Origin of the sequence: Streptomyces poonensis (assembly GCF_014650915.1) — a bacterium.
GTDB lineage: Bacteria > Actinomycetota > Actinomycetes > Streptomycetales > Streptomycetaceae > Streptomyces > Streptomyces poonensis.
Genome location: NZ_BMVW01000001.1, coordinates 524,449 through 550,717, shown reverse-complemented (window position 1 = coordinate 550,717; position 26,269 = coordinate 524,449). Strand labels below are relative to the sequence as shown.

The 26,269-nt window shown below is 71.9% G+C and carries 21 protein-coding genes; 15 read left to right on the top strand and 6 right to left on the bottom strand.

Going from position 1 to position 26,269, the window contains the following annotated elements; genetic code table 11:
- Positions 1–271 precede the first annotated feature (271 nt).
- From IE242_RS02405 to nudC, 4 genes are all read left to right on the top strand, one after another.
- Positions 272–3,796, top strand: coding sequence for an ATP-dependent helicase (locus tag IE242_RS02405; RefSeq protein ID WP_189854780.1), 3,525 nt, complete (start codon positions 272–274; stop codon positions 3,794–3,796).
- Between the two features lie 124 nt (positions 3,797–3,920).
- The gene (locus IE242_RS02400) at positions 3,921–7,439 is read left to right on the top strand and encodes an ATP-dependent helicase (RefSeq protein WP_189854778.1); all 3,519 of its coding nucleotides are present in this window, start codon (positions 3,921–3,923) and stop codon (positions 7,437–7,439) included.
- A gap of 10 nt (positions 7,440–7,449) precedes the next feature.
- Complete coding sequence (locus IE242_RS02395) at positions 7,450–8,871, top strand: dipeptidase (protein ID WP_189854776.1); 1,422 nt, start codon at positions 7,450–7,452, stop codon at positions 8,869–8,871.
- A 97-nt stretch (positions 8,872–8,968) separates the two neighbouring features.
- Positions 8,969–9,916, top strand: a complete 948-nt coding sequence (gene nudC, locus IE242_RS02390) for an NAD(+) diphosphatase (protein ID WP_189854774.1) — start codon at positions 8,969–8,971, stop codon at positions 9,914–9,916.
- Positions 9,917–9,991: 75 nt separating this feature from the next.
- On the opposite strand, the gene IE242_RS02385 is transcribed toward nudC, so the two are convergent.
- Positions 9,992–10,564: a GNAT family N-acetyltransferase gene (locus IE242_RS02385; RefSeq protein ID WP_189854772.1), complete on the bottom strand. Its 573-nt coding sequence runs from the start codon at positions 10,562–10,564 to the stop codon at positions 9,992–9,994.
- 134 nt (positions 10,565–10,698) lie between these two features.
- Complete coding sequence (locus tag IE242_RS02380; RefSeq protein WP_189854770.1) at positions 10,699–10,956, bottom strand: mycoredoxin; 258 nt, start codon at positions 10,954–10,956, stop codon at positions 10,699–10,701.
- A 142-nt stretch (positions 10,957–11,098) separates the two neighbouring features.
- On the opposite strand from IE242_RS02380, the gene IE242_RS02375 reads away from it, so the two are divergent.
- From IE242_RS02375 to IE242_RS02360, 4 genes are all read left to right on the top strand, one after another.
- Positions 11,099–13,390, top strand: coding sequence for an ATP-dependent DNA helicase UvrD2 (locus IE242_RS02375; protein ID WP_189854768.1), 2,292 nt, complete (start codon positions 11,099–11,101; stop codon positions 13,388–13,390).
- 182 nt (positions 13,391–13,572) lie between these two features.
- A complete protein-coding gene (locus IE242_RS02370) occupies positions 13,573–13,899 on the top strand; it encodes a hypothetical protein (protein ID WP_189854766.1) in 327 nt (108 codons plus the stop codon).
- Positions 13,900–14,068: 169 nt separating this feature from the next.
- A complete protein-coding gene (locus IE242_RS02365; protein ID WP_189854764.1) occupies positions 14,069–14,434 on the top strand; it encodes a WhiB family transcriptional regulator in 366 nt (121 codons plus the stop codon).
- Complete coding sequence (locus IE242_RS02360) at positions 14,431–14,754, top strand: putative WhiB-interacting protein (RefSeq protein ID WP_189854762.1); 324 nt, start codon at positions 14,431–14,433, stop codon at positions 14,752–14,754. Before IE242_RS02365 ends, IE242_RS02360 begins: the two co-directional genes overlap by 4 nt.
- A 254-nt stretch (positions 14,755–15,008) precedes the next feature.
- On the opposite strand, the gene IE242_RS02355 is transcribed toward IE242_RS02360, so the two are convergent.
- Positions 15,009–16,400, bottom strand: a complete 1,392-nt coding sequence (locus IE242_RS02355) for an ABC1 kinase family protein (RefSeq protein ID WP_189854760.1) — start codon at positions 16,398–16,400, stop codon at positions 15,009–15,011.
- The gene (locus IE242_RS02350; protein WP_189854758.1) at positions 16,393–17,607 is read right to left on the bottom strand and encodes a TOMM precursor leader peptide-binding protein; all 1,215 of its coding nucleotides are present in this window, start codon (positions 17,605–17,607) and stop codon (positions 16,393–16,395) included. The genes IE242_RS02355 and IE242_RS02350 overlap by 8 nt, the downstream gene beginning before the upstream one ends.
- A gap of 221 nt (positions 17,608–17,828) precedes the next feature.
- Here IE242_RS02350 and IE242_RS02345 point away from each other — a divergent pair, with 221 nt between their 5' ends.
- The 4 genes from IE242_RS02345 (at position 17,829) to IE242_RS02330 (ending at position 21,800) form a co-directional block, all read left to right on the top strand.
- Complete coding sequence (locus tag IE242_RS02345) at positions 17,829–18,425, top strand: M48 metallopeptidase family protein (RefSeq protein ID WP_189854755.1); 597 nt, start codon at positions 17,829–17,831, stop codon at positions 18,423–18,425.
- A gap of 173 nt (positions 18,426–18,598) precedes the next feature.
- Complete coding sequence (locus IE242_RS02340; RefSeq protein WP_189854753.1) at positions 18,599–20,335, top strand: TerD family protein; 1,737 nt, start codon at positions 18,599–18,601, stop codon at positions 20,333–20,335.
- A 12-nt stretch (positions 20,336–20,347) separates the two neighbouring features.
- Positions 20,348–21,028: an AIM24 family protein gene (locus IE242_RS02335; protein WP_189854751.1), complete on the top strand. Its 681-nt coding sequence runs from the start codon at positions 20,348–20,350 to the stop codon at positions 21,026–21,028.
- A 16-nt stretch (positions 21,029–21,044) separates the two neighbouring features.
- The gene (locus tag IE242_RS02330; protein ID WP_189854749.1) at positions 21,045–21,800 is read left to right on the top strand and encodes an AIM24 family protein; all 756 of its coding nucleotides are present in this window, start codon (positions 21,045–21,047) and stop codon (positions 21,798–21,800) included.
- Between the two features lie 68 nt (positions 21,801–21,868).
- Here the strand turns inward: IE242_RS02330 and IE242_RS02325 are convergent, their stop codons facing one another.
- Both IE242_RS02325 and IE242_RS02320 read right to left on the bottom strand, forming a co-directional pair.
- Positions 21,869–22,399 (bottom strand): NUDIX hydrolase, encoded by a 531-nt coding sequence (locus IE242_RS02325; protein WP_189854747.1) that lies wholly within the window; start codon positions 22,397–22,399, stop codon positions 21,869–21,871.
- Complete coding sequence (locus IE242_RS02320) at positions 22,396–23,856, bottom strand: zinc-dependent metalloprotease (RefSeq protein WP_189854745.1); 1,461 nt, start codon at positions 23,854–23,856, stop codon at positions 22,396–22,398. The genes IE242_RS02325 and IE242_RS02320 overlap by 4 nt, the downstream gene beginning before the upstream one ends.
- A 192-nt stretch (positions 23,857–24,048) precedes the next feature.
- Here IE242_RS02320 and IE242_RS02315 point away from each other — a divergent pair, with 192 nt between their 5' ends.
- From IE242_RS02315 to IE242_RS02305, 3 genes are all read left to right on the top strand, one after another.
- Positions 24,049–25,161 (top strand): SDR family oxidoreductase, encoded by a 1,113-nt coding sequence (locus tag IE242_RS02315; protein ID WP_189854743.1) that lies wholly within the window; start codon positions 24,049–24,051, stop codon positions 25,159–25,161.
- Positions 25,162–25,319: 158 nt separating this feature from the next.
- Positions 25,320–25,781, top strand: coding sequence for a molybdenum cofactor biosynthesis protein MoaE (locus IE242_RS02310; RefSeq protein WP_189854741.1), 462 nt, complete (start codon positions 25,320–25,322; stop codon positions 25,779–25,781).
- A gap of 208 nt (positions 25,782–25,989) precedes the next feature.
- The gene (locus IE242_RS02305) at positions 25,990–26,154 is read left to right on the top strand and encodes a hypothetical protein (RefSeq protein WP_189854740.1); all 165 of its coding nucleotides are present in this window, start codon (positions 25,990–25,992) and stop codon (positions 26,152–26,154) included.
- Positions 26,155–26,269 lie beyond the last annotated feature (115 nt).

Sequence of the window (26,269 nt, the reverse complement as noted above, 5' to 3'; positions counted from 1 at the left end):
GGACATCGGGGACGCCCGCGCCATGGCGTACGTTCGTGGGGTGAGGGACACGCGTGCCGGGAGGGAACAAGAGGAAGCCCTGCTTCCGTGCCGCCCGCAGGCGTAGCGTCGACTGCACGCGTCCCTCTCATCCCGCGGCCACCGCCCTCCACGTGCGGATGTCCCACCCCTCACATCCCGACCAGTACCCCTTGCCCGACCACCGCCCCACGACGACGGCGCACCGCGCCCGCAGTGACACATGGCACACCCACCAGGACCGGCGAACCACGTGAGCTCCTCTTCCTCCGCACGACGCCTGCCGCACTCCACGGTGCGGCAGGGGCCCCGTGGTGCCTACCGTCTGGTGCGTACCCCGCCGGTCCGGGTGACCTCCCCTCGTCTGGACGCAGGCCAGCGTGCCGTGGTTGACCACGACACCGGCCCGCTGCTCGTCCTCGCGGGTCCGGGCACCGGGAAGACGACCACGCTCGTCGAGTCCGTGGCGGCCCGCATCGCGCGTGGAGGGGATGCGGAACGGATCCTGGTGCTCACGTTCAGCCGCAAGGCGGCCGTCGAGCTCCGGGACCGCATGGCGCTGCGCCTGGGCACCGCACACGCTCCCCAGGCGACCACCTTCCACTCCTTCTGCTACGCCCTGGTCCGCGCCCACCAGGACAACGAGCTGTTCGTCGAGCCCCTGCGGCTGCTCTCCGGTCCGGAACAGGACGTGGCGGTCCGCGAGCTCCTCGCGGGCCAGCCCGACCTGGAGCGCCTCGGCCTCGCACACGTCCGCTGGCCCGACGAACTGCGGGCCTGCCTGACCACCCGCGGATTCGCCGACGAGGTCCGCGCGGTGCTGGCCCGCAGCCGTGAACTCGGACTGGACCCCGATGCCCTGGACGCCTTCGCCCGGCGCATCGGCCGCCCCGACTGGCGGGCGGCCGCCGCCTTCCTCGCCGAGTACCTCGACGTGCTGGACCTCCAGGGCGTGCTCGACTACGCCGAACTGGTCCACCGGGCGGTCCTCCTCGCCCGCCGCCCCGGCGTCGCCGAGGCCCTCGCCGCTCGCTACGACGCGGTCTATGTGGACGAGTACCAGGACACGGACCCCGCCCAGGTACGGCTGCTGGAAGCCCTCGCCGGAGGCGGCCGCAGCCTTGTCGCCTTCGGCGACCCCGACCAGTCCATCTACGCGTTCCGCGGCGCCGACGTGAACGGCATCCTGGATTTCCCGGCAGTCTTCCCGCGCGCGGACGGCCGTCCGGCCCCCGTGGAGGTACTGAGGACGTCCCGCCGCTCCGGCGCCGGTCTGCTCGCCGCAACCCGCCTGCTGACCCAGCGCATGCCGCTCACCCGTCTCCCGGCGGAGAAGGCACGGGCCCATCGCGACCTCCTGCCCGTACGGGAGGGGGGACGTGTGGAGGTCTACACGTACCCGACACCGGGCACTGAGCTCGACAACATCGCGGACATCCTGCGCCGGGCCCACTTGGAGGACGGTGTCCCATGGCGTGACATGGCCGTGCTGGTGCGGGCGGGCTCCCGCACCATTCCGTCGGTGCGACGCGCGCTGACCGCGGCCGGCGTGCCCCTGGAGATCGACGGCGACGACCTCCCACTGCGGCACGAGCCGGCGGTCGCGCCCCTGCTGACGGCGCTGCGGGCAGTGGCGCGTGCGGAGCTGCGGGAAACGGTTGCCACCGACTCCGGGAAGCCGGAGGCGTCGTCCGGGGAGCGCGTCCGAGGCGTCGCACAGGGAGCGGACGCCGCTGAGGACCAAGAAGTGACCGCCGAGACGGACGGCATCGCGGAGGCGGATGACGCAGCCGAGGCGAATGACACAGCGGGGACGGATGGCGTAGCAGAGGCGGATGACACACCTGGGGCGGATGACACAGCTGGGACGGACGGCACCACGGAAGAGCCCCGGTCGCAGACTTCCTGGCTCGACACCGAGACCGCGCTGAACCTCCTCGTCTCTCCCCTCGCGGGCATGGACACCGCCGATCTGCGGCGTCTCGGCCGCGCGCTGCGCGAGGAGGAGCGGGCCGCGGGCAACCCCGTACCGCCGCCGTCGGACGAACTGCTGGCGCGTGCGCTGGCCGAACCGGAGCGGCTGGTCGCCCACGACCCGGCATACGCGCGGGGGGCACAGCGGCTGGGCGAACTGCTGCGCCGGGCGCGTCAGTGCCTGGCGGACGGCGGCACGGCCGAGGAAGCGCTGTGGGAACTCTGGAACGGCACGCCCTGGCCGAAGCGGCTGGAGTGGGCGGCCCGGCGCGGCGGCGCGGCCGGACGCAACGCGGACCGCGACCTCGACGCCGTGTGCGCCCTGTTCGCGACGGCCGCGCGCGCGGAGGAGCGCACCGGCGGTCGAGGCACCCTGAACTTCCTGGAGGAGATCGAGGCCGAGGACATCGCCGCGGACACGCTCACCCGGCGGGCCGTCCGCCCCGACGCCGTCCGCCTGATGACGGCCCACCGCTCCAAGGGCCTGGAATGGCGCCTGGTCGTCGTCGCGGGCGTCCAGGAGGGACTGTGGCCGGACCTGCGCCGCCGCGGCTCGCTCCTGGAGGCCGACCGCATCGGCCGCGACGGCCTCGCCGAGCCGCTCACCCCGGGAGCACTCCTGGCGGAGGAACGGCGCCTGTTCTACGTGGCCGCCACGCGCGCGCGGGACCGCCTCGTCGTGACCGCGGTCAAGGCCGCCGCCGACGACGGCGACCAGCCCTCCCGCTTCCTCACCGAACTCGGCGTCGAGCCCAAGGACGTCACCGGCCGCCCCCGTCGGCCGCTGTCCGTGGCCGCGCTCGTCGCCGAACTGCGCGCCACGACCGTCGACCCGCGCGCGTCGGACGCCCTCCGGCAGGCCGCCGCCCGCCGCCTGGCCCGGCTCGCCGCGCTCGGCGACGAGGACGGCCGTCCTCTGGTGCCCTCGGCGCACCCCTACCGCTGGTGGGGCATGTTCGAGCCCACCGAGAGCAAGGTGCCCCTGAGGAACCGCGACCAGCCCGTCGCGCTCTCCGGCAGCGCCCTCGACCAGCTCGCCAACACCTGCGCCCTCCAGTGGTTCCTCGGCCGGGAGGTGAAGGCCGACGCCCCCGCGACCGCCGCGCAGGGCTTCGGGAACGTCGTCCACGTCCTCGCCGACGAAGTCGCCTCCGGCCGCACCCCCGCAGACCTCGACGTCCTCATGGAGCGCCTCGACTCGGTGTGGAACGCGCTCGCCTTCGACGCGCCCTGGAAGTCGGAGCAGGAGAAGGAGCACGCGCGCGTCGCGCTCGAACGCTTCCTGAAGTGGCATGTCATGGACCGCACCGGACGTACCCCGGTGGCCAGCGAGCACGACTTCGACGTGACCCTGGAGGCCGGCGACTACGAGGTGCGCATCCGCGGCTCCATGGACCGGGTCGAGGCGGACGGTGAGGGCCGCGCCTACGTGGTGGACTTCAAGACCGGCAAGCAGGCGCCCAGCTCCGCCGAGGTGGCCCGCCACCCCCAGCTGGCCGTGTACCAGCTGGCCGTCCGCGAGGGAGCCGTCGACGAGGCCTTCGACGGCGTACGGCCCGAAACGGGCGGCGCCGAGCTTGTCCAGCTGCGGCAGGGAGCAGCCAAGCGGGACGGCGGCGACGCCCTGCCCAAGGTGCAGGGCCAGGAACCGGTGGAAGGGGAATGGGTCGGGGAACTGCTGGCCAACGCCGCCGGCAAGGTCCTCGACGAGCGGTTCTCGCCGAGCACGGGACAGCACTGCGCGCACTGCGCCTTCCAGGCGTCGTGCAGCGCCCGCCCGGAGGGCCGGCACGTGGTCGAGTGATCGGTGCCGCACAGGGTCCCGTAACGCCCGTGACTGAAAACACCACACGTGCTGACCTGGGCTTCTTCCCTCCCGGGGCGCGATCCGGCCCCCACTGTCAGTGGCCGCCGCTAGCCTCTCTGAGGTGTCCGCCCGTATCACCGATCCCGAACAGCTCAAAGAGCTCCTCGGTATCCCGTTCACACCGGAGCAGACGGCCTGCATCACCGCGCCGCCCGCCCCGCAGGTGATCGTGGCCGGAGCCGGTTCGGGCAAGACCACGGTGATGGCCGCGCGCGTGGTGTGGCTGGTCGGCACCGGACAGGTCGCCCCCGAACAGGTGCTCGGCCTGACGTTCACCAACAAGGCGGCCGGCGAACTCGCCGAGCGCGTCCGCAAGGCCCTCGTCAAGGCGGGCGTCACCGACCCGGACGTCATCGACCCCGACAACCCCCCGGGCGAGCCCGTCATCTCCACCTACCACGCCTTCGCGGGCCGCCTGCTGACCGACCACGGCCTGCGCATCGGACTCGAGCCCACCTCGCGCCTCCTCGCCGACGCCACCCGTTACCAGCTCGCCGCGCGCGTGCTCCGCGAGGCTCCCGGCCCCTACCCGGCCCTCACCCGTTCCTTCCCCGACCTCGTCAGCGACCTCCTCGCCCTGGACTCCGAGCTCGCCGAGCACCTCGTGCAGCCCCAGGAGCTGCGCGCGTACGACGCCGAACTGCTGCACATGCTGGAGGGCGCCAAGCTCACCAACGCCGACCTGCGCAAGGTCCCCGAAACGGCCGCCGCCCGCCGCGAGCTCGCCGAACTGGTCGGCCGGTACCGCGTGGCCAAGCGCGAGCGCGACCTGCTGGACTTCGGCGACCAGATCGCCCTCTCCGCGCGCCTCGCCGGCCTTCCCGAGGTGGGCCGCGTCCTCCGGGATGACTTCCGCGTGGTTCTCCTCGACGAGTACCAGGACACGTCGGTGGCCCAGCGCGTCCTCCTCTCCGGCCTCTTCGGCAACGGCACCGGCCATCCCGTGACCGCGGTCGGCGACCCCTGCCAGGCCATCTACGGCTGGCGCGGCGCCTCCGTCGCCAACCTCGACGACTTCCCCGAGCACTTCGCGCACGCCGACGGCCGCCCCGCGACCCGCCAGGCGCTCAGCCAGAACCGCCGCAGCGGCGGCCGCCTCCTCGACCTCGCCAACGGCCTCGCCGAGCCCCTGCGCGCCCTCCACGCGGGCGTGGAGGCCCTCCGCCCCGCCCCCGGGGCCGAACGCGACGGCACCGTCCGCTGCGCCCTGCTGCCCACCCACGCCGAGGAGCTCGACTGGATCGCCGACTCCATCGCCCACCTCGTACGCACCGGAACGGCGCCCGGGGAGATCGCCGTGCTGTGCCGCACCGCGACCGACTTCGCCGAGATCCAGGGCGCCCTCGTCGCCCGCGACATCCCCGTCGAGGTCGTCGGCCTCTCCGGACTGCTGCACCTCCCCGAGGTGGCCGACCTCGTCGCCGTCTGCGAGGTCCTCCAGGACCCCGGGGCCAACGCCTCCCTGGTCCGGTTGCTGACCGGCCCCCGCTGGCGCATCGGCGCCCGCGACCTCGCCCTCCTCGGGCGGCGCGCCCGGCTCCTGGTCCCCCACGCGCGCGTGGGGGCCGACGACGACCCCGACCGGCGGCTCGCCGCGGCCGTCGAGGGTACCGACCCCGCCGAGGTCATCTCGCTGGCGGACGCCCTGGACACGTTCCTGGAGCTTCCGATGGAGGTGGAGCCGCAGGACGACGGACTGCCCTTCTCTCCCGACGCGCGCGTACGGTTCGCCAGGCTCGCCGCCGAACTGCGCGACCTGCGCCGTTCCCTCGCCGACCCGCTCATGGACGTGCTCCACCGCGTGCTGGCCGTCACCGGCCTGGAGGTGGAGCTCTCCGCGTCCCCGCACGCCCTGGCCGCCCGCCGCCGCGAGACGCTGTCCAACTTCCTCGACATCGCCGCGTCCTTCGCCGCGGGCAGCGACGCTGAGGCCACCCTGCTCGGGTTCCTCGCCTTTTTGCGTACGGCCGCCCAGTACGAGAAGGGCCTGGACAACGCACTCCCGGGCGGCGAGAACACCGTCAAGGTGCTCACCGCCCACAGGTCCAAGGGCCTCGAATGGGACGTCGTGGCGGTCCCCGGCCTGGTCACCGGCACCTTCCCGAGCAGTCAGGGACGCGAGAAGTGGACCTCCCAGAGCAAGGTCCTCCCGCACGAGCTGCGCGGCGACGCCGACACCCTGCCCGACATCGAGGCGTGGGACTCGCGGGGCATGAAGGCCTTCCACGAGGCCATGAAGGAGCACCAGCACACCGAGGAGCTCCGCCTCGGCTACGTCACCTTCACGCGCCCCCGCTCCCTGCTCCTCGGCTCGGGCCACTGGTGGGGGCCGTCCCAGAAGCGGCCGCGCGGCCCGTCCGACTTCCTGAACGCCCTGTACGAACACTGTGCCGCCGGCCACGGCGAGATCGAGCACTGGGCGGACGCACCGGAGGAGGGCGAGGAGAACCCCGCCCTGAAGCAGGCGGCCGCCGACCACGTGTGGCCGCTCCCCCTGGACGACGCCGCCCTGGCCCGCCGCCGCGCCGCCGCCGAGACCGTGCTGGCCCACCTGGAGGACCTCGGCTCGCCCTCCCATGAGCACGCCCGTCCCGGCGCCGTCCACGACCCGGCCTCCCACGACGACCCGGACTGGCCGCTCCCACCGGATCCGGGTGCGCCTGGGGACGACACCGACGACACCGACGACACCCATGACACCGACACCGCGGACTGGGACTCATGGACGAGCGACCGGCCCGTGACCTCCCACCAGGCACCGGTCGCCGAGGCCCGCCCGCACCCCGCGGAACCGCAGACCACCACCGTTCCCGCGGACGCGCGGCTCCTCACCCCCGAGGAGGCCCGCACCATCGCCTCCTGGGACCGTGACCTGGATGCCCTCGCCGGAGAGCTCCTGCGCGCCCGTCAACGCGTCACCGACGTCCCCCTGCCGGCGTCGCTCACCGCGTCCCAGCTGGTGCACCTGGCCGCCGATCCGGACGGCTTCGCCCAGGAGCTCGCGCGCCCCATGCCGCGCCCCCCACAGCCCGCCGCACGCCGCGGCACCCGCTTCCACGCCTGGGTGGAGGCCCGCTTCGAAGAGCTTCGGCTGCCCATGCTGGAGCCCGAGGAGCTGCCCGGGAGCGAGGCCGAGATCGCCGACGAACGGGATCTGAAGGCCCTCAAGGAGGCGTTCGAACGCACTCCGTACGCCCAGCGGACGCCGTACCGTATCGAGGCGCCGTTCCAGCTCACGATCGCCGGGCGGGTCGTACGCGGCCGCATCGACGCCGTCTACAGACACCGCGACGGCGACAGTACGACGTACGAGATCGTCGACTGGAAGACCAGCCGGAACCGCACCGCCGACCCCCTCCAGCTCGCCATCTACCGACTCGCCTGGGCCGAGCAGCGCGGCGTGCCCTTGGACTCCGTCACGGCCGCGTTCCTCTACGTGCGGACCGGAGACGTCGTACGCCCCGTGGACCTGCCCGACCGGTCCGCACTGGAACGGCTCCTCCTGGAGGAGCCGGGCGCGGACGCCCGGGGACCGGCCGCCGAAGAACCGCCCGACCAGCATGTCAGTGCGGGCCGATAGGCTCGTGAGCATGAGCAAGCCCGTTGACAGCGCCGTCAGCGCCGTCCGCACGTACATCGAGAACCACCGCGCCGCCTTCCTGGACGACCTCACGGAGTGGCTGCGCATCCCGTCCGTGTCGGCCCAGCCCGAGCACAGCGCGGACGTACGGCGCAGCGCCGACTGGCTCGCCGCCAAGCTCGAGGAGACCGGCTTCCCCACCACCGAGGTCTGGGAGACCCCCGGCGCCCCCGCCGTCTTCGCCGAATGGCCCTCCGACGATCCCGGCGCGCCCACGGTCCTCGTCTACGGGCACCACGACGTCCAGCCCGCCGCCCGTGAGGACGGCTGGGACACCGAACCCTTCGAACCCGTCGTCCGCGGAAACCGTCTCCACGCGCGCGGGGCGGCCGACGACAAGGGCCAGGTGTTCTTCCACACACTCGGCGTCCGCGCCCACCTGGCCGCGACCGGCCGCACCACACCTGCGGTCCACCTCAAAATGCTCGTCGAGGGCGAGGAGGAATCCGGCTCCCCGCACTTCCGAGCCCTGGCCGAGCGGCACGCCGACCGCCTCGCCGCCGACGTGGTGATCGTCTCCGACACCGGCATGTGGTCCGAGGACACCCCCACCGTGTGCACCGGCATGCGCGGCCTCACCGAGTGCGAGATCGAGTTCCACGGGCCCGTCCAGGACATCCACTCCGGCTCCTTCGGCGGCGCAGTGCCGAACCCCGCCACCGCCGCCGCCCGCCTCGTCGCCGCGCTGCACGACGAGCACGCGCGCGTGGCGATCCCCGGCTTCTACGACGGCGTCGTGGAACTCACCGACCGTGAGCGCACGCTCTTCGCCGAGCTCCCCTTCGACGAGCGGAGCTGGCTGCGCACGGCCGGATCGACGGCGACGTACGGAGAGGCGGGATACACCACATTGGAGCGTGTCTGGGCCCGCCCGACCGCAGAGGTCAACGGCATCGGCGGCGGCTACCAGGGACCCGGCAGCAAGACGATCATCCCCTCCTCGGCCACGGTGAAGCTCTCCTTCCGGCTGGTCGCCGGACAGGACCCCGACCACATAGAGAAGATCGTCACCAGCTGGGCGGGCGACCAGGTGCCGCCAGGCATCCGCTGTGACGTCAGGTTCGGCGCGGCCACCCGCCCGTGCCTCACCCCGCTCGACCACCCCGCCCTGCAGTCCGTCGTCCGCGCCATGGGCCGTGCCTTCGAGCAGCCCGTCCGCTACACGCGCGAGGGCGGCTCCGGACCCGCCGCCGACCTGCAGGACGTCCTCGGCGCCCCCGTGCTCTTCCTGGGCGTCTCCGTCCCCTCCGACGGCTGGCACGCCCCGAACGAGAAGATCGAACTCGACCTGCTCCTCAAGGGCGTCGAGACCAGCGCCCACCTCTGGGGCGACCTGGCCGCGCACGGGCGCGAGGCACAAGAGGCACACTGAGGAAGACCCTATCCAGCCACCCACCCGCACACCCTGCCGAACCGCCCGCCAAACCGACCGCCGAGACAACTGTTCCCCGGGGGAGTTGGAAGCACCTGTGACCACCTGGACCGACCACACCGCCGACCGTCCCATCTCGCTGACCGCCCCGAGCGGCATCGACCGGGCCGCCCACCACCGCCTCGACGAGGCATGGCTCGCGGCGGCGTGGAGCCACCCCACGACGCGCTGCTTCGTGGTCTCCGGCGGCCAGGTGCTCATCGACGAGACGGAGGACGGCACCACCGAACTCGTCATGACCCCGTCCTTCGAGGCCCCGCTCACCGAGGCCCACCGCTACTTCCTGGGCATCGACGACGACGGTGTGAGCTACTTCGCACTGCAGAAGGACTCGCTTCCCGGCCGCATGGACCAGTCCGCCCGCCCGGCGGGCCTGCGCGAGGCCGGCCTGCTGCTCTCCCCGCGTGACGCCGGCCTCATGGTGCACGCGGTCGGGTTGGAGAACTGGCAGCGCACCCACCGTTTCTGCTCACGCTGCGGCGAGCGCACCGTCATCGCGGCGGCCGGCCACATCCGCCGCTGCCCGGCCTGCGGCGCCGAGCACTACCCGCGAACCGACCCAGCAGTGATCATGGCGGTGACGGACGACGAGGACCGCATCCTGCTGGGCCGCCAGGTGCACTGGCCCGAAGGCCGCTTCTCCACCCTCGCCGGCTTCGTCGAGCCCGGCGAGTCCATCGAACAGTCCGTACGCCGTGAGGTGTTCGAGGAGGCCGGTATCGCCATCGGCGAGGTCGAGTACGTCGCCAGCCAGCCCTGGCCCTTCCCGTCCAGCCTCATGCTCGGCTTCCTCGCCCGCGCCACCACCACCGAGATCAATGTCGACGGCGACGAGATCTCCGAGGCCCGCTGGTTCTCCCGCGAGGAACTGCGGACCGCCTTCGAGTCCGGGGAGGTGCTGCCTCCGTACGGCATCTCGATCGCGGCCCGTCTGATCGAGCTCTGGTACGGCAAGCCCCTGCCGAAGCCGGGAGGGGCGGCCTGAGGCCGACAGGCCCTCCGACGGCCCCGGCGATGTCCGGCCGACAGACGAAGGCCGCCCTGAAGACGTTCCAGCGTCTCAGGGCCGCCTTCGTGCTGCCGTGGCGAGCAGCATCACGTCGTGGAGGTCCGTGCTCTCCCCCCACAGCCGCGCCTCGCCGATCTTGCGGTATCCCCACGCCCGGTAAGCGGCCGACGCCGCCTTGCTGTCCGGGTGGACGTTCAGCAGCACCCGCTCGGCCCCGATGCCGTCGAGCAGCGTCTCGTGCAGGCGACGCGCGACGCCCTGTCCACGCCAGGGTCCGCGCACGGCGAGTTCCATGAGCCCGAAGGTGCGGTGCCCGTCCTCGCGCCGCATGTCGTCGGGCACAGGGTCGGTCAGTTCGTCCCACCAGCCCGTGTCGGGAGCGAGCAGGTGGCCGTACGCCACGCCGACCGGCTCGCCGTCCACGCTGCGGGCCAAGGTGGCGCGGAAGGTGCGATTGCCGGCCTGGGCGGGGAAGCGGCGGAAGGCGGCGGCGACGTCGTCCTCGGTCTCGTTGTAAGGGGGCTCGGCGAACGCTTCGGCGTAGATCAGCCTGAACGCGGCCTCGGCCTGTACCGCGGCCGATCCGTCCAAGCGCTCCACCGCGATGGCTCCCTGCCGCGTCATGTGGTGCCCCTTCGGTCTCGCAACGCGCCAGCCGCATGCGCGGCCGGCTGAAACCTCCGGATCATAGGGGACCCCACATACAGAGCGGCCCCCTCCGGTGACCTCGACCGGAGGGGGCGCGCCGCTGAAGAGGGTCAGACCGCGAGAGCCTGCTTCACCTGAGCAAGGCTCGGGTTCGTCATGACGACCTCGCCGCCGCCGTCGGCGGGAACCACCCGAACCGTCGGGACCGTCTGGTTTCCGCCGTTCGCCTTCTCCACGAACGCCGCGGACTCCGGGTCCTGCTCGATGTTGATCTCGGTGTACGCGATGCCCTCGCGGTCGAGCTGGCTCTTCAGCCGACGGCAGTAGCCGCACCACGTGGTGCTGTACATCGTCACAGTGCCCGGCATGTCCTCGGTGCTCCTTCGGCTCGGATGGCGTAGTGCCTGTGAGGTGAACGTACGCGGGCGGGCCGCCATTCCCGTGCACGCGGGCACTGCACACGCGGAAGAAAGGCCCGGCTCGCAGCCGCGCCCCCATGCCCCTCCGCGCATGACAGGCACCTGCCGTACCGGGAGGACGTCTGCCGCATTAATACGACTGCGAGCCTCTGCCTGTGGACAACGTGCGCATTCCTCCCCGACGACCTGGCAGCATGGCGGGGTGACAGCAGCAACGCACTCCACCCTGTTCCCGCAGGTTCCGGACACGCCCGACGCGGTGCTCGAGGGGCTCGACCCCGAGCAGCGCGAAGTGGCGACCGCCCTGCACGGGCCGGTGTGCGTGCTGGCCGGGGCCGGCACAGGCAAGACCCGGGCGATCACCCACCGCATCGCCTACGGAGTGCGCGCCGGGATACTGCAGCCCTCCAGTGTGCTGGCCGTCACCTTCACCAACCGCGCCGCCGGGGAGATGCGCGGACGGCTGCGGCAGCTCGGTGCCTCCGGCGTCCAGGCCCGCACGTTCCACTCGGCCGCGCTCCGCCAGCTCCAGTACTTCTGGCCCAGAGCCGTCGGCGGTTCCATGCCGCGGATCGTGGACCGCAAGATACAGATCGTCGCGGACGCCGCGGCGGCCTGCCGTATCCGTCTCGATCGCAACGAGCTGCGGGACGTCACCGCCGAGATCGAGTGGGCGAAGGTCACCCAGACCGTCCCCGGCGACTACGCGGCCGCGGCCGCCAAGTCCGGCCGCGACACCCCCCGCGACCCGGCCGAGACCGCCCAGCTCTACGCCGCGTACGAGGACCTCAAGCGCGACCGTGCCGTCATCGACTTCGAGGACGTCCTGCTGCTCACCGTGGGTGTCCTCCAGGACCGGCACGACGTGGCGGAGCAGGTCCGCTCGCAGTACCGGCACTTCGTCGTGGACGAGTACCAGGACGTCAGCCCGCTCCAGCAGCGCCTGCTGGAACTGTGGCTCGGCGACCGGGACGACCTGTGCGTCGTCGGTGACGCCAGCCAGACCATCTACTCGTTCACCGGTGCAACTCCGGACCACCTGCTCGACTTCCGTGTCCGCCACCCCGGCGCCACGGTCGTCAAGCTCGTCCGCGACTACCGTTCCACGCCCGAGGTCGTCCACCTCGCCAACGGCCTGCTCGCCCAGGCCCGTGGCCGCGCCGCCGAGCACCGCCTGGAACTGGTCTCCCAGCGCCCCTCCGGTCCCGAACCCGTCTACACCGAGTACGGGGACGAGCCCGCCGAGGCCGAGGGCGCGGCCCGCCGGATCCGCGAACTCATCGACTCGGGCGTCCCCGCGAGCGAGATCGCCGTTCTCTTCCGTACGAACTCCCAGTCGGAGACCTACGAGCAGGCCCTCGCCGACGCGGGCGTGCCCTACCAGCTGCGCGGTGCCGAGCGCTTCTTCGACCGTCCCGAAGTGCGCAAGGCGGGCGTCGCCCTGCGCGGAGCGGCCCGTTTCGGCGCCAACGACGCGCTCCTGGACGAGACCGTCGACCTGCCCTCTCAGGTGCGGGCCGTGCTGTCGGGTGAGGGGTGGACGAGTGAGCCCCCGGCGGGCTCCGGCGCCGTCCGGGAGCGCTGGGAGTCGCTGGCCGCGCTCGTGAACCTCGCGCAGGACTTCGCCGCCGCCAAGCCCGACGCCACCCTCGGCGACCTCGTCGCGGAGCTGGACGAGCGGGCGAACGCACAGCACGCCCCGACCGTCCAGGGCGTCACGCTCGCCTCCCTGCACTCCGCCAAGGGCCTCGAGTGGGACGTCGTCTTCCTGGTCGGTGTCGCCGAGGGCATGATGCCGATCACGTACGCGAAGACGGAGGAGCAGATAGAGGAGGAGCGCCGCCTGCTGTACGTCGGCGTGACCCGGGCGCGGGAGCGCCTCCATGTCTCCTGGGCCCTGTCCCGCTCGCCCGGAGGCCGTTCGAACCGCCGCCCCAGCCGCTTCCTCGACGGCCTGCGCCCCGGATCGTCCGCCACCACCGCGCGAAGCGGTACGGGCGCGGCCGGAGGCATCGAGCGGGGCCTTCGCGGCGGGACCCCCGCCCCGACGCCGCGGCGCACCCATCGGACCCCGGCCCGCTGCCGGGTCTGCGGCCGCACCTTGAGGGACGCCGGCGAGATGAAACTGATGCGCTGCGAGGACTGCCCCTCCGACATGGACGAGGGTCTCTACGAGCGGCTGCGCGAGTGGCGGGCGGTACAGGCCCGGAGCAGCGGTCAGCCCGACTTCTGCGTCTTCACCGACCGGACCCTGATGGCGATCGCGGAAGCGGGACCGGCCACTCCGGCCGAACTCGCACGGATCCCCGGTGTCATCTCCCGCAAGCTCCAGCGCTACGGTGCCGATGTTCTCGCCATCTGCGCAGGTCAGGACTTTGACTAGGGTGGCCGGAACGAGTGGTGAGAACTCGTCGAAAAAATAGTTTGCGCATGCCCCAGCAATCCCCATAGGTTCTTAGGCACGGGAACGGAGGCCTTCTCGGAGGCCCTGATTCCGTGGTGTACTTCATACCCGTCGGATCGGCTCACCCCGATCCCCCTAGACGCCGAGAGGAGGCGAGTCCAGTGATCAGCATCAACATCAGCTCCATCAGCACCGTCAAAATGACCGATCGCTCGGCCGTCTCCCTGTGCATGCTCGGCGCCTCGAACCAGGGCACCGGTCTGTCCGGCATCCGTGCCGTCCGGCTGGAGTCCTCTCTGCCTCTCGCGGGCCTTCCTGTCCGCGATGAGCGCAATGAGCGACCGACCAAGGCACTGGAAGCAGCAGTAGTGGCACAGGCGCAGGCCTATGCCTTTGCGGCGGCCGCCGGTGCCGGATCCCTGAAGCAGACGCAGCACCACACGATGTGGGCCTTCCGTGGGCCTGAACCCTGGAGTGATCCAGCCTGATCCGATCAGGTCGGCGCCTTCAGGGCCGCGGAACCCCATCCGGGATCCGCGGCCCTTCTGTTTGTCCCCGACCGGGGACGGCAGAGCGAAGGGCCTCGGGCAAGCAAGAACCCGGTACCAGCCGCCACCCGGCCAACCGGCCGGAACGACCAGACGAGGAAGACGAACCGTGCAACTCGAAGCGCACGCACCGTCCGTACCGCCTTCCGACACGATCCCCCCGCCCGGCTCCACGGAGGACTCCTTGATCCCGCTCACCGCGCTCACCGCGCTCGACGACGCCATCGAGAACCTTGGCGTACCCGTTCCCTGCCGCTCCTACGACCCGGAGGTCTTCTTCGCCGAGTCGCCGGCGGACGTCGAGTACGCCAAGTCCCTCTGCCGCACCTGCCCGCTGATCGAGGCCTGCCTCGCCGGGGCCAAGGAACGGCGTGAGCCCTGGGGCGTCTGGGGTGGCGAGCTGTTCGTCCAGGGTGTCGTCGTGGCCCGCAAGCGGCCGCGTGGCCGCCCGCGCAAGAACCCGGTCACGGCATGAACACCCCAGGCACGATCGACCGTCCCCTCACGCACGACCCCATGAAGCAGGCCCCGATGAAGCCGTCCACCAGCGAGCCCGCAGGCTCCGCGACACCAGACGTCACCACCACCGGCGCGCACGACTCGCGCCAGAACAGGACCCGAGAGATGCAACTCATCCCAGAAGCCCTGGCACGCGCGCATATGGACGAGCGCCTGCGAGAGGCCGAGCAGGAACGCCAGGCTCTGCGCCTGGTGATGGCCCGGCGGATGCAGCGCCGGGCCGAGCGCGCCTCGATGCGGGCGCGCCGCGCGCTCGCCATGGCCGTGATGCAGTGACCGAGGCCGCCAGGTAGGCGGTCACAGCGGCCGGCGCCGTCAGGCAGGTGATCGTGCAGAGCATCCATGGGGGTCGGTCCGTCGGGGCCGGCCCCCGTTGTGTGGTGGGGGTGCTGGGTGGTCGGCGTGGTGACGGGCCGATGCCATTCTTCGGGGTCCCGCCCCCCCCCGCCCCCCGCTCCCACCCTCCCCACCCGCCCGCCCCGCTCCGCCCCAGCTTCTGCGCACGTCTCAGAGCAGCACAGCGCCCCCCATCAGGCCTCCACCGCTGTCTCCTCCACCGTCGGCTTCTCCTCGGCCGACTCCTCTTCCGCCACCTCCTCCTCCCCTGCAAAACCCGGCAGCCACTCCTCCAGTTCGTCGCGCAGGCGGACCGTCGCGCCGAGTTGGCACAGCACGCCGATGGTGCTCAGCGTCACCCGGTGGATCAGCAGGTACGACGGGGGAAGGTTGAGCTGCTTGCCCAACTGGTGGGCCGGGGAGCGCGGGTCGGCCACGCGGGCCGCCTGGGAGCGCATCCAGCTCCGGGTGAAGGTGAACGCGTCGACCTGGGCCGGTTCGATGATGGGCAGGAGGTAGTCGAGGACCGCGTCGGGGTCCAGGTCTATGGACTCCTTGACGAAGCCCTCGGCGCACAGCAGCTCGTAGACCGCCTCGGCCCGGCCTTCGAGCGTCATGCGCAGGGAGTCGCCGATCGGTGTGGGCAGTCCGTCCGGGAGCCGGTCCACCGTGCCGAAGTCGAGGACGCCCAGTCGCCAGCCGTTGTCGCCGTCCGGCAGCAGCCGGAAGTTGCCCGGGTGCGGATCGGCGTGCAGGAGGCCGGTGCGGGCGGGCCCGGAGAAGAGGAAACGGGCGAGTAGTTGGCCCGCACGGTCGCGCTGTTCCTGGGTGCCGTGGGCGATCACCTCCGACAGGGGTATGCCGTCGATCCACTCGGTCACCAGCACCTGCTCGCACTGGTGGACAACGGCCGGTATCAGGACGTCGGGGTCGTCCGCGAACTCCTCGGCGTGTGTCTGCTGTGCCTGCGCCTCCAGGCCGTAGTCGAGCTCTTCGGAGACGCGGTCGCGCAGTTCGGCGATCAGCGGCTTGATGTCCATGCCGGGGACCAGGGGGCCCAGGAGCCGGGCGAAGCGGCTGAGTTGGTTCAGGTCGGACAGGAGGGCCTCACCGGCGCCCGGGTACTGCACTTTGACCGCGACCTGACGGCCGTCGTGCCATGTCGCGCGGTGCACTTGGCCGATGGAGGCGGCTGCCGAGGGCCGGTCGTCGAACTCGGAGAACAGTTCCTGCCAGTCCTCCCTGAGGCGCTCGGTCAGCACGGAGTGCACCGTGCGCGTCGGCATGGGAGGTGCCGCCTCCTGCAGCTTCGTCAGCGCCGCGCGGTACGGTCCGGCGATCTCCTCGGGCAGCGCCGACTCGAAGACGGACAGCGCCTGACCGAATTTCATCGCCCCGCCTTTCAACTCCCCGAGGACCCGGAACAGCTGTTCGGCCGTGCGCTGTTGGAGTTCCCGGCCCACGATCTCCGCGGACTTGCCGCCGATGCGTTTGCCGAGTCCCCAGGTGGCGCGCCCGGCGAAACCGATCGGGAGCGCGGCGAGCTTGGCGGTACGGGTGACCGCCTTCCGGGGAAGATCAGACATGCGCCCTCCAGGTCCCAGACCGCCGTGCCGCGTGTGCCGTGCGGGACGAACTCGATGCCGGATGTTGCTCTGTCATTGTCCCGTCCGGTTCTCCGCCTTCCGGGGTGGTGCGCTCTTCGTTATCTTCCCCCGTGGCGGCACACGGACATGCGGGGTGCGGCCCCAGCGGCCGTGCGTGCCAGACGAAGCCAGGCGCCGACACCTCCCAGCGGGCGCCCGCGCTCGACGGCAGCTGCCCGTCGAGGAAGGCGAGTGCGTGCGCCGCGGCCAGGCCGGCCACCGTCGACGCCAGGGCCAGGTCGCAGGCTTCCACCCGGTGGCGCCGGCCCGACCGCCACTGGGCGACCAGCCGCGGCCAGTACTCGTCCCGGTCACAGCGCTCCTGGTCGAGACAGCCCGCGCAGCCCGTCTCACCGGGCAGGACGAGCGGGCCGACGATGCCGGTGCCCTCGACGACGCCGGCATAGAGGTGGGGTGTTCCGGAGGTGATGAGATGTTCGGCGTCGGCGGGGTCGGGGGCGTGGACGTCCACCCCGTTGCGCGGGGCGAGGATCACCAGGGAGAAGCCGGGCTCCTCCTCCTGGGCGGGTGAGGCGGACGCGCGCGGGGGACGATCCGGTGCTGCCCGCCGTACCGCACGGCGGGCAGCGAGGTCCCTGCGCTCGCCGACCGACTCGGCCGGCAGGCCGCCCGGTGTCACGTCCTTCGGCTCGACGCGGCCACCGTCGCGTACGTCGATCTGCCCGACGCCCGCGCCCGCGAGCAGCGCGGCGAGCGTCGCGCCCACCCGGCCCGCACCGCGCACCTGCACCCGCAGGGTGCGGCGGGCGGTCAGGCGCTCCATGTCCGCTCCCGGCCCGCGTGCGACGAGGGAGAGCGCGGCGAGGTCCGGCCGCAGGCGCTCCATGACCGCCTCCTTCTCGCGCAGGGCGGCCGCGGCGGGACCCCCGCCCGTCGCGTCGTCGAGGAGGCCCGACTCGGCGAGGCGCTCCACGAGCGTGTCGACATGCCCTTCGGGCAAGCCCATGCGGTCTCCCTCGTCGCGCAGCAGAGGCAGTCCGCGTGTTCCGTCCAGCAGGGCGAGAAGGCCGCCCGTCGCGATGTCCATCGGGCCCAGCACCAGCGCGTGCGCGGGTGCCATCCCGAACTGCACCGTGTTGAGGTCCCGCCAGCCGCGCCGCAGCGCGGGCTTCACCATCGGATGCATGATCGGCCCCCGTAGCCGTAGTCCGTCCCCGTGTGCCGACGGGAGATCGTGTCCGGTGCTCCGCCGACGGGTGCCAGCATGCCCGGCTTTCGCCGGAGGGCGTCGAAGGTTGTCCACAGGCGGCCGCATTAGTCGTATAAATCGAACGCGCGGAGTGCGGATCGGTACCGAACCGTACCGGAGGCAGGACTTCCCCCACGGGCAACGGGTAACGTCGGGGCGTGCCCGCCGACCCACTGCACCGTGCCGGAAAGCCAGAGCGCAGCACGACGAGCCTGCCACCGGGCGGCTCGGGGGCGAGCGCGATCGAGGTCCGCAGGAGTGCCCGTCGGCGTAGAACGGTCTCCGCGTACCGCGAGGGCGATCGCACTGTCGTGCTCATTCCCGCCCGTATGTCCGAGGCGGAGGAGCAGCGCTGGGTGAGCGTCATGCTCGACAAGCTCGCGGCACAGGAGAGCAAGCGGCTGCTCGGGGACGCCGAGCTGGCCGAGCGTGCCGAGCGGCTGTCGCTGCAGTACTTCGGCGGCAGGGCCCGGCCCACGTCGGTGCGCTGGGTCACCAACCAGAACACCCGCTGGGGCTCGTGCACGCCGGCCGAGGGCAGCATTCGTCTGTCGCACCGGTTGCAGGGCATGCCCGAGTACGTCATCGACTACGTCCTCCTCCATGAGCTCGCCCATCTGCTCGTACCCGGCCACGGCCCTCGTTTCTGGCGGCTGCTGGAGGCATACCCGCGGACCGAACGGGCCCGCGGTTATCTCGAAGGGGTGGTCGCGGCGGACCGGCTGCCGCATCTGCCCGCCGCGCGCGAGGGGTGAGGCCAGGTGGCCGGTCGACGGAAACCGGCCACCACGCGCGCGCGTGCCCTCGCCCGAGCGGGCCGGTCACAGGCGTTCTGTAGCGGGTCCGTACCGATTTCGTCCCCTGCCGGATTTTGCCGTTAGCCTGGCGCGACGCACGGACAACTCGGGATGGGGGACGGTCGTTACGTATGGCCAGGGACTTCCAGCGCGGCCACAAGGCCAGAATCAGTGACCTCACCGCGGGGAGGGATCTGTACGTGGGCGTGCAGCTCTCCGCTCCAGGACTGACCTTCGACATCAGCTGCTTCGGTCTGGACGCCGACGAGCAGCTCTCGGACGACCGTTACTTCGTCTTCTTCAACCAGCCGAAGACGCCCGAGGAGGCCATTCAGCTCCTGGGTCCGCAGGCCGGTGACACGGAGTCCTTCCGCGTCACGCTCGACAGGATCCCGCCGCAGATCCAGAAGCTGTCGTTCACGGCCGCGATCGACGGGGCCGGGCAGATGTCGCAGATCGCGTCCGGCTACATCCGTATCGTCGCGGGCGGTGAGGAGGTGGCCCGCTACTCCTTCGAGGGGGCGGAGTTCTCCACCGAGCGCGCCGTCATGCTGGGCGACTTCTACCTGAAGGACGTATGGCGGTTCGCCGCTGTCGGTCAGGGCTTCGACGGGGGCCTCGAGGCGCTGCTGAGGAACTTCGGCGGTGAGGTCGCCGAGGAGGAGCCCGCAGAGCCGCAGCCGCAGGCCGACGCCGTACCGGGCTTCGCCCCGCCCGCCTCTGCCGCCGCCCCGCCTCCGTTCGCGCCCCCGGCCGCACAGGCCCCCGTCCCGCCCGCGCAGGACCCCGCACCGCCGCCGGCAGCGACTCCGCCCCCGGCCACGGCACCCTCGGCACCGGCGCACGGGCAGCCCACCGTCGCCGCGCCGATGCCCACCCCTCCGGGCGGCACCGTTCCGCCGCCGCCCGCCCCCGTACCGTACGGGCAGCCGACCCCGCCGCCCGGCCACGACGGCCGGCAGTTCCCTGCCCAGCAACCCCCTGCTCCGAGCGCGCCCCTGCCGCCCGGCTATGCCCAGCCGCAAATCCCGCACGCCCCCCAGGCACCCGTACCACCTCCAAGCCACGCCCAGCAGCCCCCGGCCGCGCCTCCCGGCCACGGCCAGCCGCCCCAGCCGCCTTACGGCCAGGTCCCCGGTCAGCCGCCCGGTCCGCCCGGCGCCCCCTCCGCGTACGGTGTGCCGCAGGGCGCTCCCCAGGGCGGCGCGGGGGTGACCGCCGCGCTGCAGAAGTTCAAGGAGACCCCCACCGGGCAGCGGTGGACCCAGCAGAACCAGAAGCTGGTCCGGGTCGACCTCGGCGCCGGAGGCGACCAGGCCGTGCTGGCCCGCCAGGGCAGCATGGTGCTCTACCAGGGCAAGGTCGACTTCGGCTACAAGGGGGCGGGCTTCGCCGGCCGCATCGTGGGCAACGCCACCGGCCAGGAGATGCAGCTGATGCGCTGTACCGGCCGGGGCCAGGTCTTCCTCGCAGAGAACTCCGCGATGCTGCACCCCATCGAGCTCCAGGGCGACGCGATCTGCGTGTCCGCGGAGAATGTCCTCGCCTTCGACGAGACCCTGCAGTACGAGGTGCGCCGGATCGAGGGACACGGCATCCCCGGCGGCGCGCTGTTCACGATGCAGTTCCAGGGGACCGGCACGATCGTCGTGAAGACGCACGGCACGCCCGTCGTGCTGCCCGTCACGCCCACCACGTTCGCCGACTGCAACGCAGTGGTCGCCTGGTCCGCGGCCTCCCAGGTGATCGTCTCCAGTCAGGTGCGGATGCGCCGCAACGCCTACCCCGGGGACACCGGCGAGAGCGTGAACCTCCAGTTCCGGGGAGCGCCAGGCAACTTCATCGTCGTCCAGCCGTACGAGGTCTAGAGGGAGCCCGTCATGAACCAGCCGCTCGCGGGCTTCGCCCCCGCTCCGGTCGCCGCCCGCATGGAGAACCACGGCGACCACATGCTCAAGGTCGCCCTGCAGACCGGGAACGACCTCTTCGCGCGCGTGGGCTCGATGGTCTCCTACGAGGGATTCATCCAGTACGAGCCCAACCCGCCCGCCGTACGCCAGATCGCACGGGACTGGGCCACCGGTGAGGGCGCGCCCCTGATGAAGTGCTCCGGCGACGGTCTGCTCTATCTCGCCGACTACGGGGCGGACGTCGTCGTGATCAACCTCGATGAGGACGCGATCTCCGTCAACGCCACCAACCTGCTCGCCTTCGACGCACATCTGACCTGGGGCGTCGAGCGGGTCAAGGGCCTCGCCAAGTTCGCCGGACAGGGCATGTGGAACACGAGGATCTCCGGCCGGGGCTGGGTGGCGCTGACCTCCCGGGGCAAGCCGATCGTCGTCGACTGCGGAGGCGGTGAGGACGAGACGTACGTCGACCCGGACGCCCTCGTCGCCTGGTCCCCGAACCTGAAGGTGAAGGGCAAGCGCAGCTTCAAGGCGCAGTCCCTGATCGGACGCGGCAGCGGCGAGGCCTACCAGATGGCGTTCTCCGGGCAGGGCATCGTCGTCGTCCAGCCCAGCGAGGACAGCACCGACCGCCTCCGAGTCCGGGGCTGAGGGGGAGCGACACACCATGCAGAGCCCGATCTTCACCTACAACGAGCAGCAGACCGCGGAACGCTGGAGCCTGCAGAACGAGCAGATGCTGCGCGTCGCCCTGGGCGGCCACGACGACGTCCTCGCGCGCAAGGGCACGATGGTCGCCTATCAGGGCCTCGTCGAGTTCGACGCGGAGCTCCAGAGCGGCGGCAGACGGCGCTCGCACGCCCGTACGGGCGAGGGTCTGGAACTGATGCGCTGCCATGGGCAGGGCACCGTCTACTTCGCCAATCTGGCGCAGCATGTGCACCTGGTGGACGTGGACCACGACGGGCTCGCCGTGGACAGCGCCTATGTACTGGCCATGGACTCCTCGCTGCACCACGAGGTCATCGCCGTGGACAGCCTGTACGGCATCTCCGGGTCCGGGAAGTACCAGCTGAACATCACCGGCCAGGGCAAGGTCGCCCTCATGACCTCAGGAATGCCGCTGATGATGCACGTCACACCGGACACGTACGTCAACTGCGACGCCGACGCGATCGTGGCCTGGTCCACCGGGCTGCGCGTTCAGATGCAGGCCCAGACGCACTCCTCCGGGGTGTGGCGCCGCCGCGGCAGCACCGGCGAGGGCTGGGAGCTCAGCTTCATGGGCCAGGGCTACGTCCTCGTCCAGCCCAGCGAGCTGCTCCCGCCGCAGAACGCCCGGATCGGGTCGGGCCTCGCCGCTCAGTACGGCGTGGGCCAGCAGGGAGCGCGCGGGCAGAACCAGGGCAACGTCTGGAGCTGACCCGGAGAAGCAAACGTAAGGGGCGGCCGCCATGGCGGCCGCCCCTTACCCACGTATCCGCAGGAGGATCAGAGCCTCGCGCGCGTGGCCCCCAGCAGCCGTACGACCGACTCGTCGGCCACGCCCGCCACCTCGTCGTACGCGAACCAGCGCAGGTCGAGCGACTCGTCGCTGATCTCCTGGACCGCGCCCGGCGGGGCCACGACCGCGTACTGCACGTCGTAGTGCCAGTGGCAGGGCGGCGGGATCGGATGCCGGTCCAGACGCACCGGACCGCCCGGGAGCAGCGTCAGCCCCGCGATGCCCGACTCCTCCGTGGCCTCCCGCAGCGCCGCCTCCGCCACGGTCCCGTCCCCCGGCTCGCAGTGGCCGCCCATCTGCAGCCACATGCGCAGCTTCCGGTGGAGCGTGAGCAGCACCCGGCCGTGCGCCGGATCGATCACCAGCGCGCTGGCCGTGAGGTGTCCGGCGTGGCACGACTTCCACATGCCGTCCGGATGCGCCTGGAGATGATCCAGATACGCCTGGCGCAGTTCCTCCTGCTCCCCGTGCGCCTCGTATCCCTTCAGGACGAGGACCGCGTCGTCGTGGAGGCTCACTCGGCGCCGTCGCTCTTGCCGTCGCCCTGGTCGCCCTTGCGGTCCTCGCCGTCCTCGTCCTTCGTCAGGTCCGGCTTCCCCGTGAGGCCGCCGCCCGCCGCCTCACCGAGCATCTTGTCCAGCTCGGAGAAGTCCAGCTGCTCGCGGTGCACGAAGCCGTCCGGGTCGTTCAGGTCGGAGGCGGTGGGCAGCATGTCCGGGTGGGCCCACAGGGCGTCCCTGCCGTCGACCCCGCGCGCGTCCGTGAGCGAGGCCCACAGGCGCGAGGCGTCCCGCAGCCGGCGGGGACGCAGCTCCAGACCGATCAGAGTGGCGAACGTCTGCTCGGCCGGACCGCCGGAGGCACGGCGGCGGCGCAGCGTCTCACGCAGCGCGTCCGCGGCACCCAGGCGCGGCTTCGCGGCCGCGTGCACGACCGCGTCCACCCAGCCCTCCACGAGCGCCAGAGCCGTCTCCAGACGGGCCAGCGCCGCCTTCTGCTCCGGAGTGTCCTCCGGCTGGAACATGCCCTGCTGGAGCGCCTGCTGCAGCTCCTCGGGGTTCTGCGGATCGAACTGGCCGACCACGTCCTCCAGCTTCGCCGTGTCGACCTTGATCCCGCGCGCGTAACCCTCGACCGCGCCGAACAGGTGCGAGCGCAGCCACGGCACGTGCGAGAACAGACGCTGGTGGGCGGCCTCGCGCAGCGCCAGGTAGAGGCGCACCTCGTCCATGGGCACGCCCAGATCCTTGCCGAACGTCTCCACGTTCACCGGCAGCAGCGCCGCCTTGCCGGCCGGGCCGAGCGGAAGGCCGATGTCCGTGGAGCCCACGACCTCGCCCGCGAGCACGCCCACGGCCTGCCCGATCTGCGTACCGAACATGGCGCCGCCCATCGAGCGCATCATGCCGATCAGCGGGCCCGCCATGGCCTGCATCTCCTCGGGCAGCACATCGCCCATGGCCGCACCGACGCGCTCGGCGACCGGGTCGACGAGCTCCTGCCACACCGGCAGGGTCGCCTCGACCCATTCCGCGCGGCTCCACGCCACGGCGGAGCCGGCCCCCGACGGCAGCGACGTCGCGTCGTCCAGCCACAGGTCGGCCAGACGCACGGCCTCCTGGACGGCGGAGCGCTCGGCCGGGCCGATGCTGGAGTCCTTGGTGCCGTCAGGGGTGCCCTGGGCAACCGTCTGGCGGGCGATCTGCTTGGCCATGTCCCAGTTCACCGGGCCGCCCTCGTACGAGAGCATCTGGCCCAGCTGCTGGAAGGCGGCGCCCAGGTCGGTGGGGTTCATGGAACCGAACATCGCGGCGAACGGATTGTCGGCGCCGGAGCCTCCGGCGCCGGGCAGCCCGAAGCCGAACGGGTTGGCCGGTCCCTGCCCACCACCGCTCTGCTGGTCCTTCTTCTTGCCCTCGTCGCCGTTCTCCGGCTCCTCCGGCGGAAGGCCGAATCCGAATGGGGTGTCACTCACGGGATTCCTCGGCTGGTTAGGCCACCGGTTCTTTCCGGCGGCACGGCTGCCCGACAACACCACCCAGGGTAGACACCGCGGCCGGTTCGGGCCTCGGTGCTTCGCCGACTGCGGGCCTGCGGCAGGATGGATGCCACCTGGTACGTACGCGTTACGCGCGTGCGTACTGAAGACAACCGCTGGAGACGCCCGGTGAGTTCCCCAGATCCGCAGGTTCGCGCAGCGCGAAACCTCACAACCAGTCCGTCACCGCGCGGACCCGTCGTCGCGGTCACCGGCGCCGCGACCGGGGTGGGCGCGCTGCTCACCGAGCGGCTCGCCGCGTCCCAGGAGATCAAGCAGGTCGTAGCCATCGACGAGCGGCGCGGCGAGTGCGCGGCCGCGCAGTGGCACATCCTGGACGTGAGGGACCCGGCGATCGCGGACAAGCTGCGCGGCGCGGACGTCGTGGTCCACCTCGCCGTCGACCTGGATCTGGAGACCGACTCGGCCGCCCGGACCGCCTACAACGTGCGGGGAACGCAGACCGTCCTCACGGCGGCCGCCGCGGCCGGGGTCCACCGGGTCGTGCTGTGCACCTCCGCGATGGTGTACGGGGCGCTGCCGGACAACGAGCTGCCGCTGTCGGAGGACGCCGAGCTGCGGGCGACCGCCGAGGCCACCGGCGTCGGCGACCTGCTGGAGATCGAGCGCCTCGCCCGCCGCGCACCGCGCGCCCACCCGGGCCTGAATGTCACCGTCGTCCGTCCCGCCGTGCTCGTCGGAGGCACCGACACCGCCCTGACCAGGTATTTCGAGTCGCCCCGGCTCCTGGTGGTGGCCGGTTCGCGGCCCGCCTGGCAGTTCTGTCACGTCGAGGACCTGTGCAGCGCCCTGGAGTACGCCGTCCTGGAGAAGGTGGACGGGGAGCTGGCCGTCGGGTGCGACGGATGGCTGGAGCAGGAGGAGGTCGAGGAGCTCAGCGGGATCCGCCGGATGGAACTGCCGTCCGCGGTGGCGCTGGGCGCGGCCGCGCGGCTGCACCGTATCGGGCTCACCCCGTCCCCGGCCGGGGACCTGGCGTACACGATGTACCCCTGGGTGGTCAGCGGCAGCCGGCTCCACGACGCCGGCTGGCGGCCGCAGTGGACCAACGAGGAGGTCCTCGCACAGCTCCTGGACGAGGTCTCCGGGCGGCACACCGTGGCCGGTCGGCGGCTGGGACGCAAGGACGCCACGGCGGCGGGCGCCGCGGGAGCGACGGTCGCGCTGCTCGGTACGGCCGCGCTGGTGCGCCGCGCGCGGAAGGCCCGCCGGCGTGTCTGAGCCCCAAGGTGCCTGTCCAGGCCCCAGAGTCCCTGTCCGGGCATCCGGGGTTCCTGACCCGGCATCCGGGTTCCTGTAGGAGGCTCCAAGACGTCCCGCGCGCGTGCCGGGTGAAACGTCTGTTCCGGCCTGTCCGTGCCGTGGGGCACGATGGGGACATGGCACCTAGCAACGATCACCCCGGAGAGCAGGCCGCGCAGCAGCCGATCAAGCTGATCGGCGTCAGGGAGACCCCGCTCTCCGTCGACGAGGTGTTCCGGGCCGTGGGCGACGACGCGGCCGGCGGTACGGCACTGTTCGTCGGAACCGTGCGCAACCACGACGGGGGTGCCGACGTCGACGCCCTCGGGTACTCCTGCCACCCCAGCGCCGAAGCGGAGATGCGGCGGATCGCCGAGAAGGTCGTCGCCGATTTCCCGGTGCGGGCGCTGGCCGCGGTGCACCGGGTGGGGGACCTGAGGGTCGGGGACCTCGCCGTCGTCGTGGCGGTCTCCTGTCCGCACCGCGGTGAGGCCTTCGAGGCCTGTCGCAGGCTCATCGACGACCTGAAGCACGAAGTGCCCATCTGGAAGCACCAGAAGTTCTCCGACGGCACCGAGGAGTGGGTCGGCGCCTGCTAGATCCGGCACCCGGACGGCACCGGCGACGGCACCGGGTACGGCTTCGGGTACGGCTTCGGCCTGCCGCGTCCGGACCGCATGCCATCGGCCCCGACTGCGAAGCTACGCTCCGGTTGCGTAACCCCACCCCGGGCGCCAGCGTTGACGGAGCGGAGGTTTAATCTGCTGATCAGTGGGTTTCGGTCGCTCATGGGGTTGGGAGGTCGGCATGGCAGCGCTCACCTGGTTGTTGATTCCGCTTCTGGCTGCTATCGGTGCCGGACTGTGGGGAAGCTGGGCCAGCCGGAACCGCAAGACCATCGAGGACGGCAGTGAGCTCGAGGGATACATGCGCTTCCGCGAGGCCATGGAGAAGTCCCGCTCCGGCGGTTGAGCCCGCGCATCCGCCCGGCGCCGGGCGGGCCCGCGCACCCGGCGCCCCGGGCCGCTGACGGGGGCCGCCCCGGACGGACGGCCCCGACAGTGCACTGACAGACCCGTCCCGTACT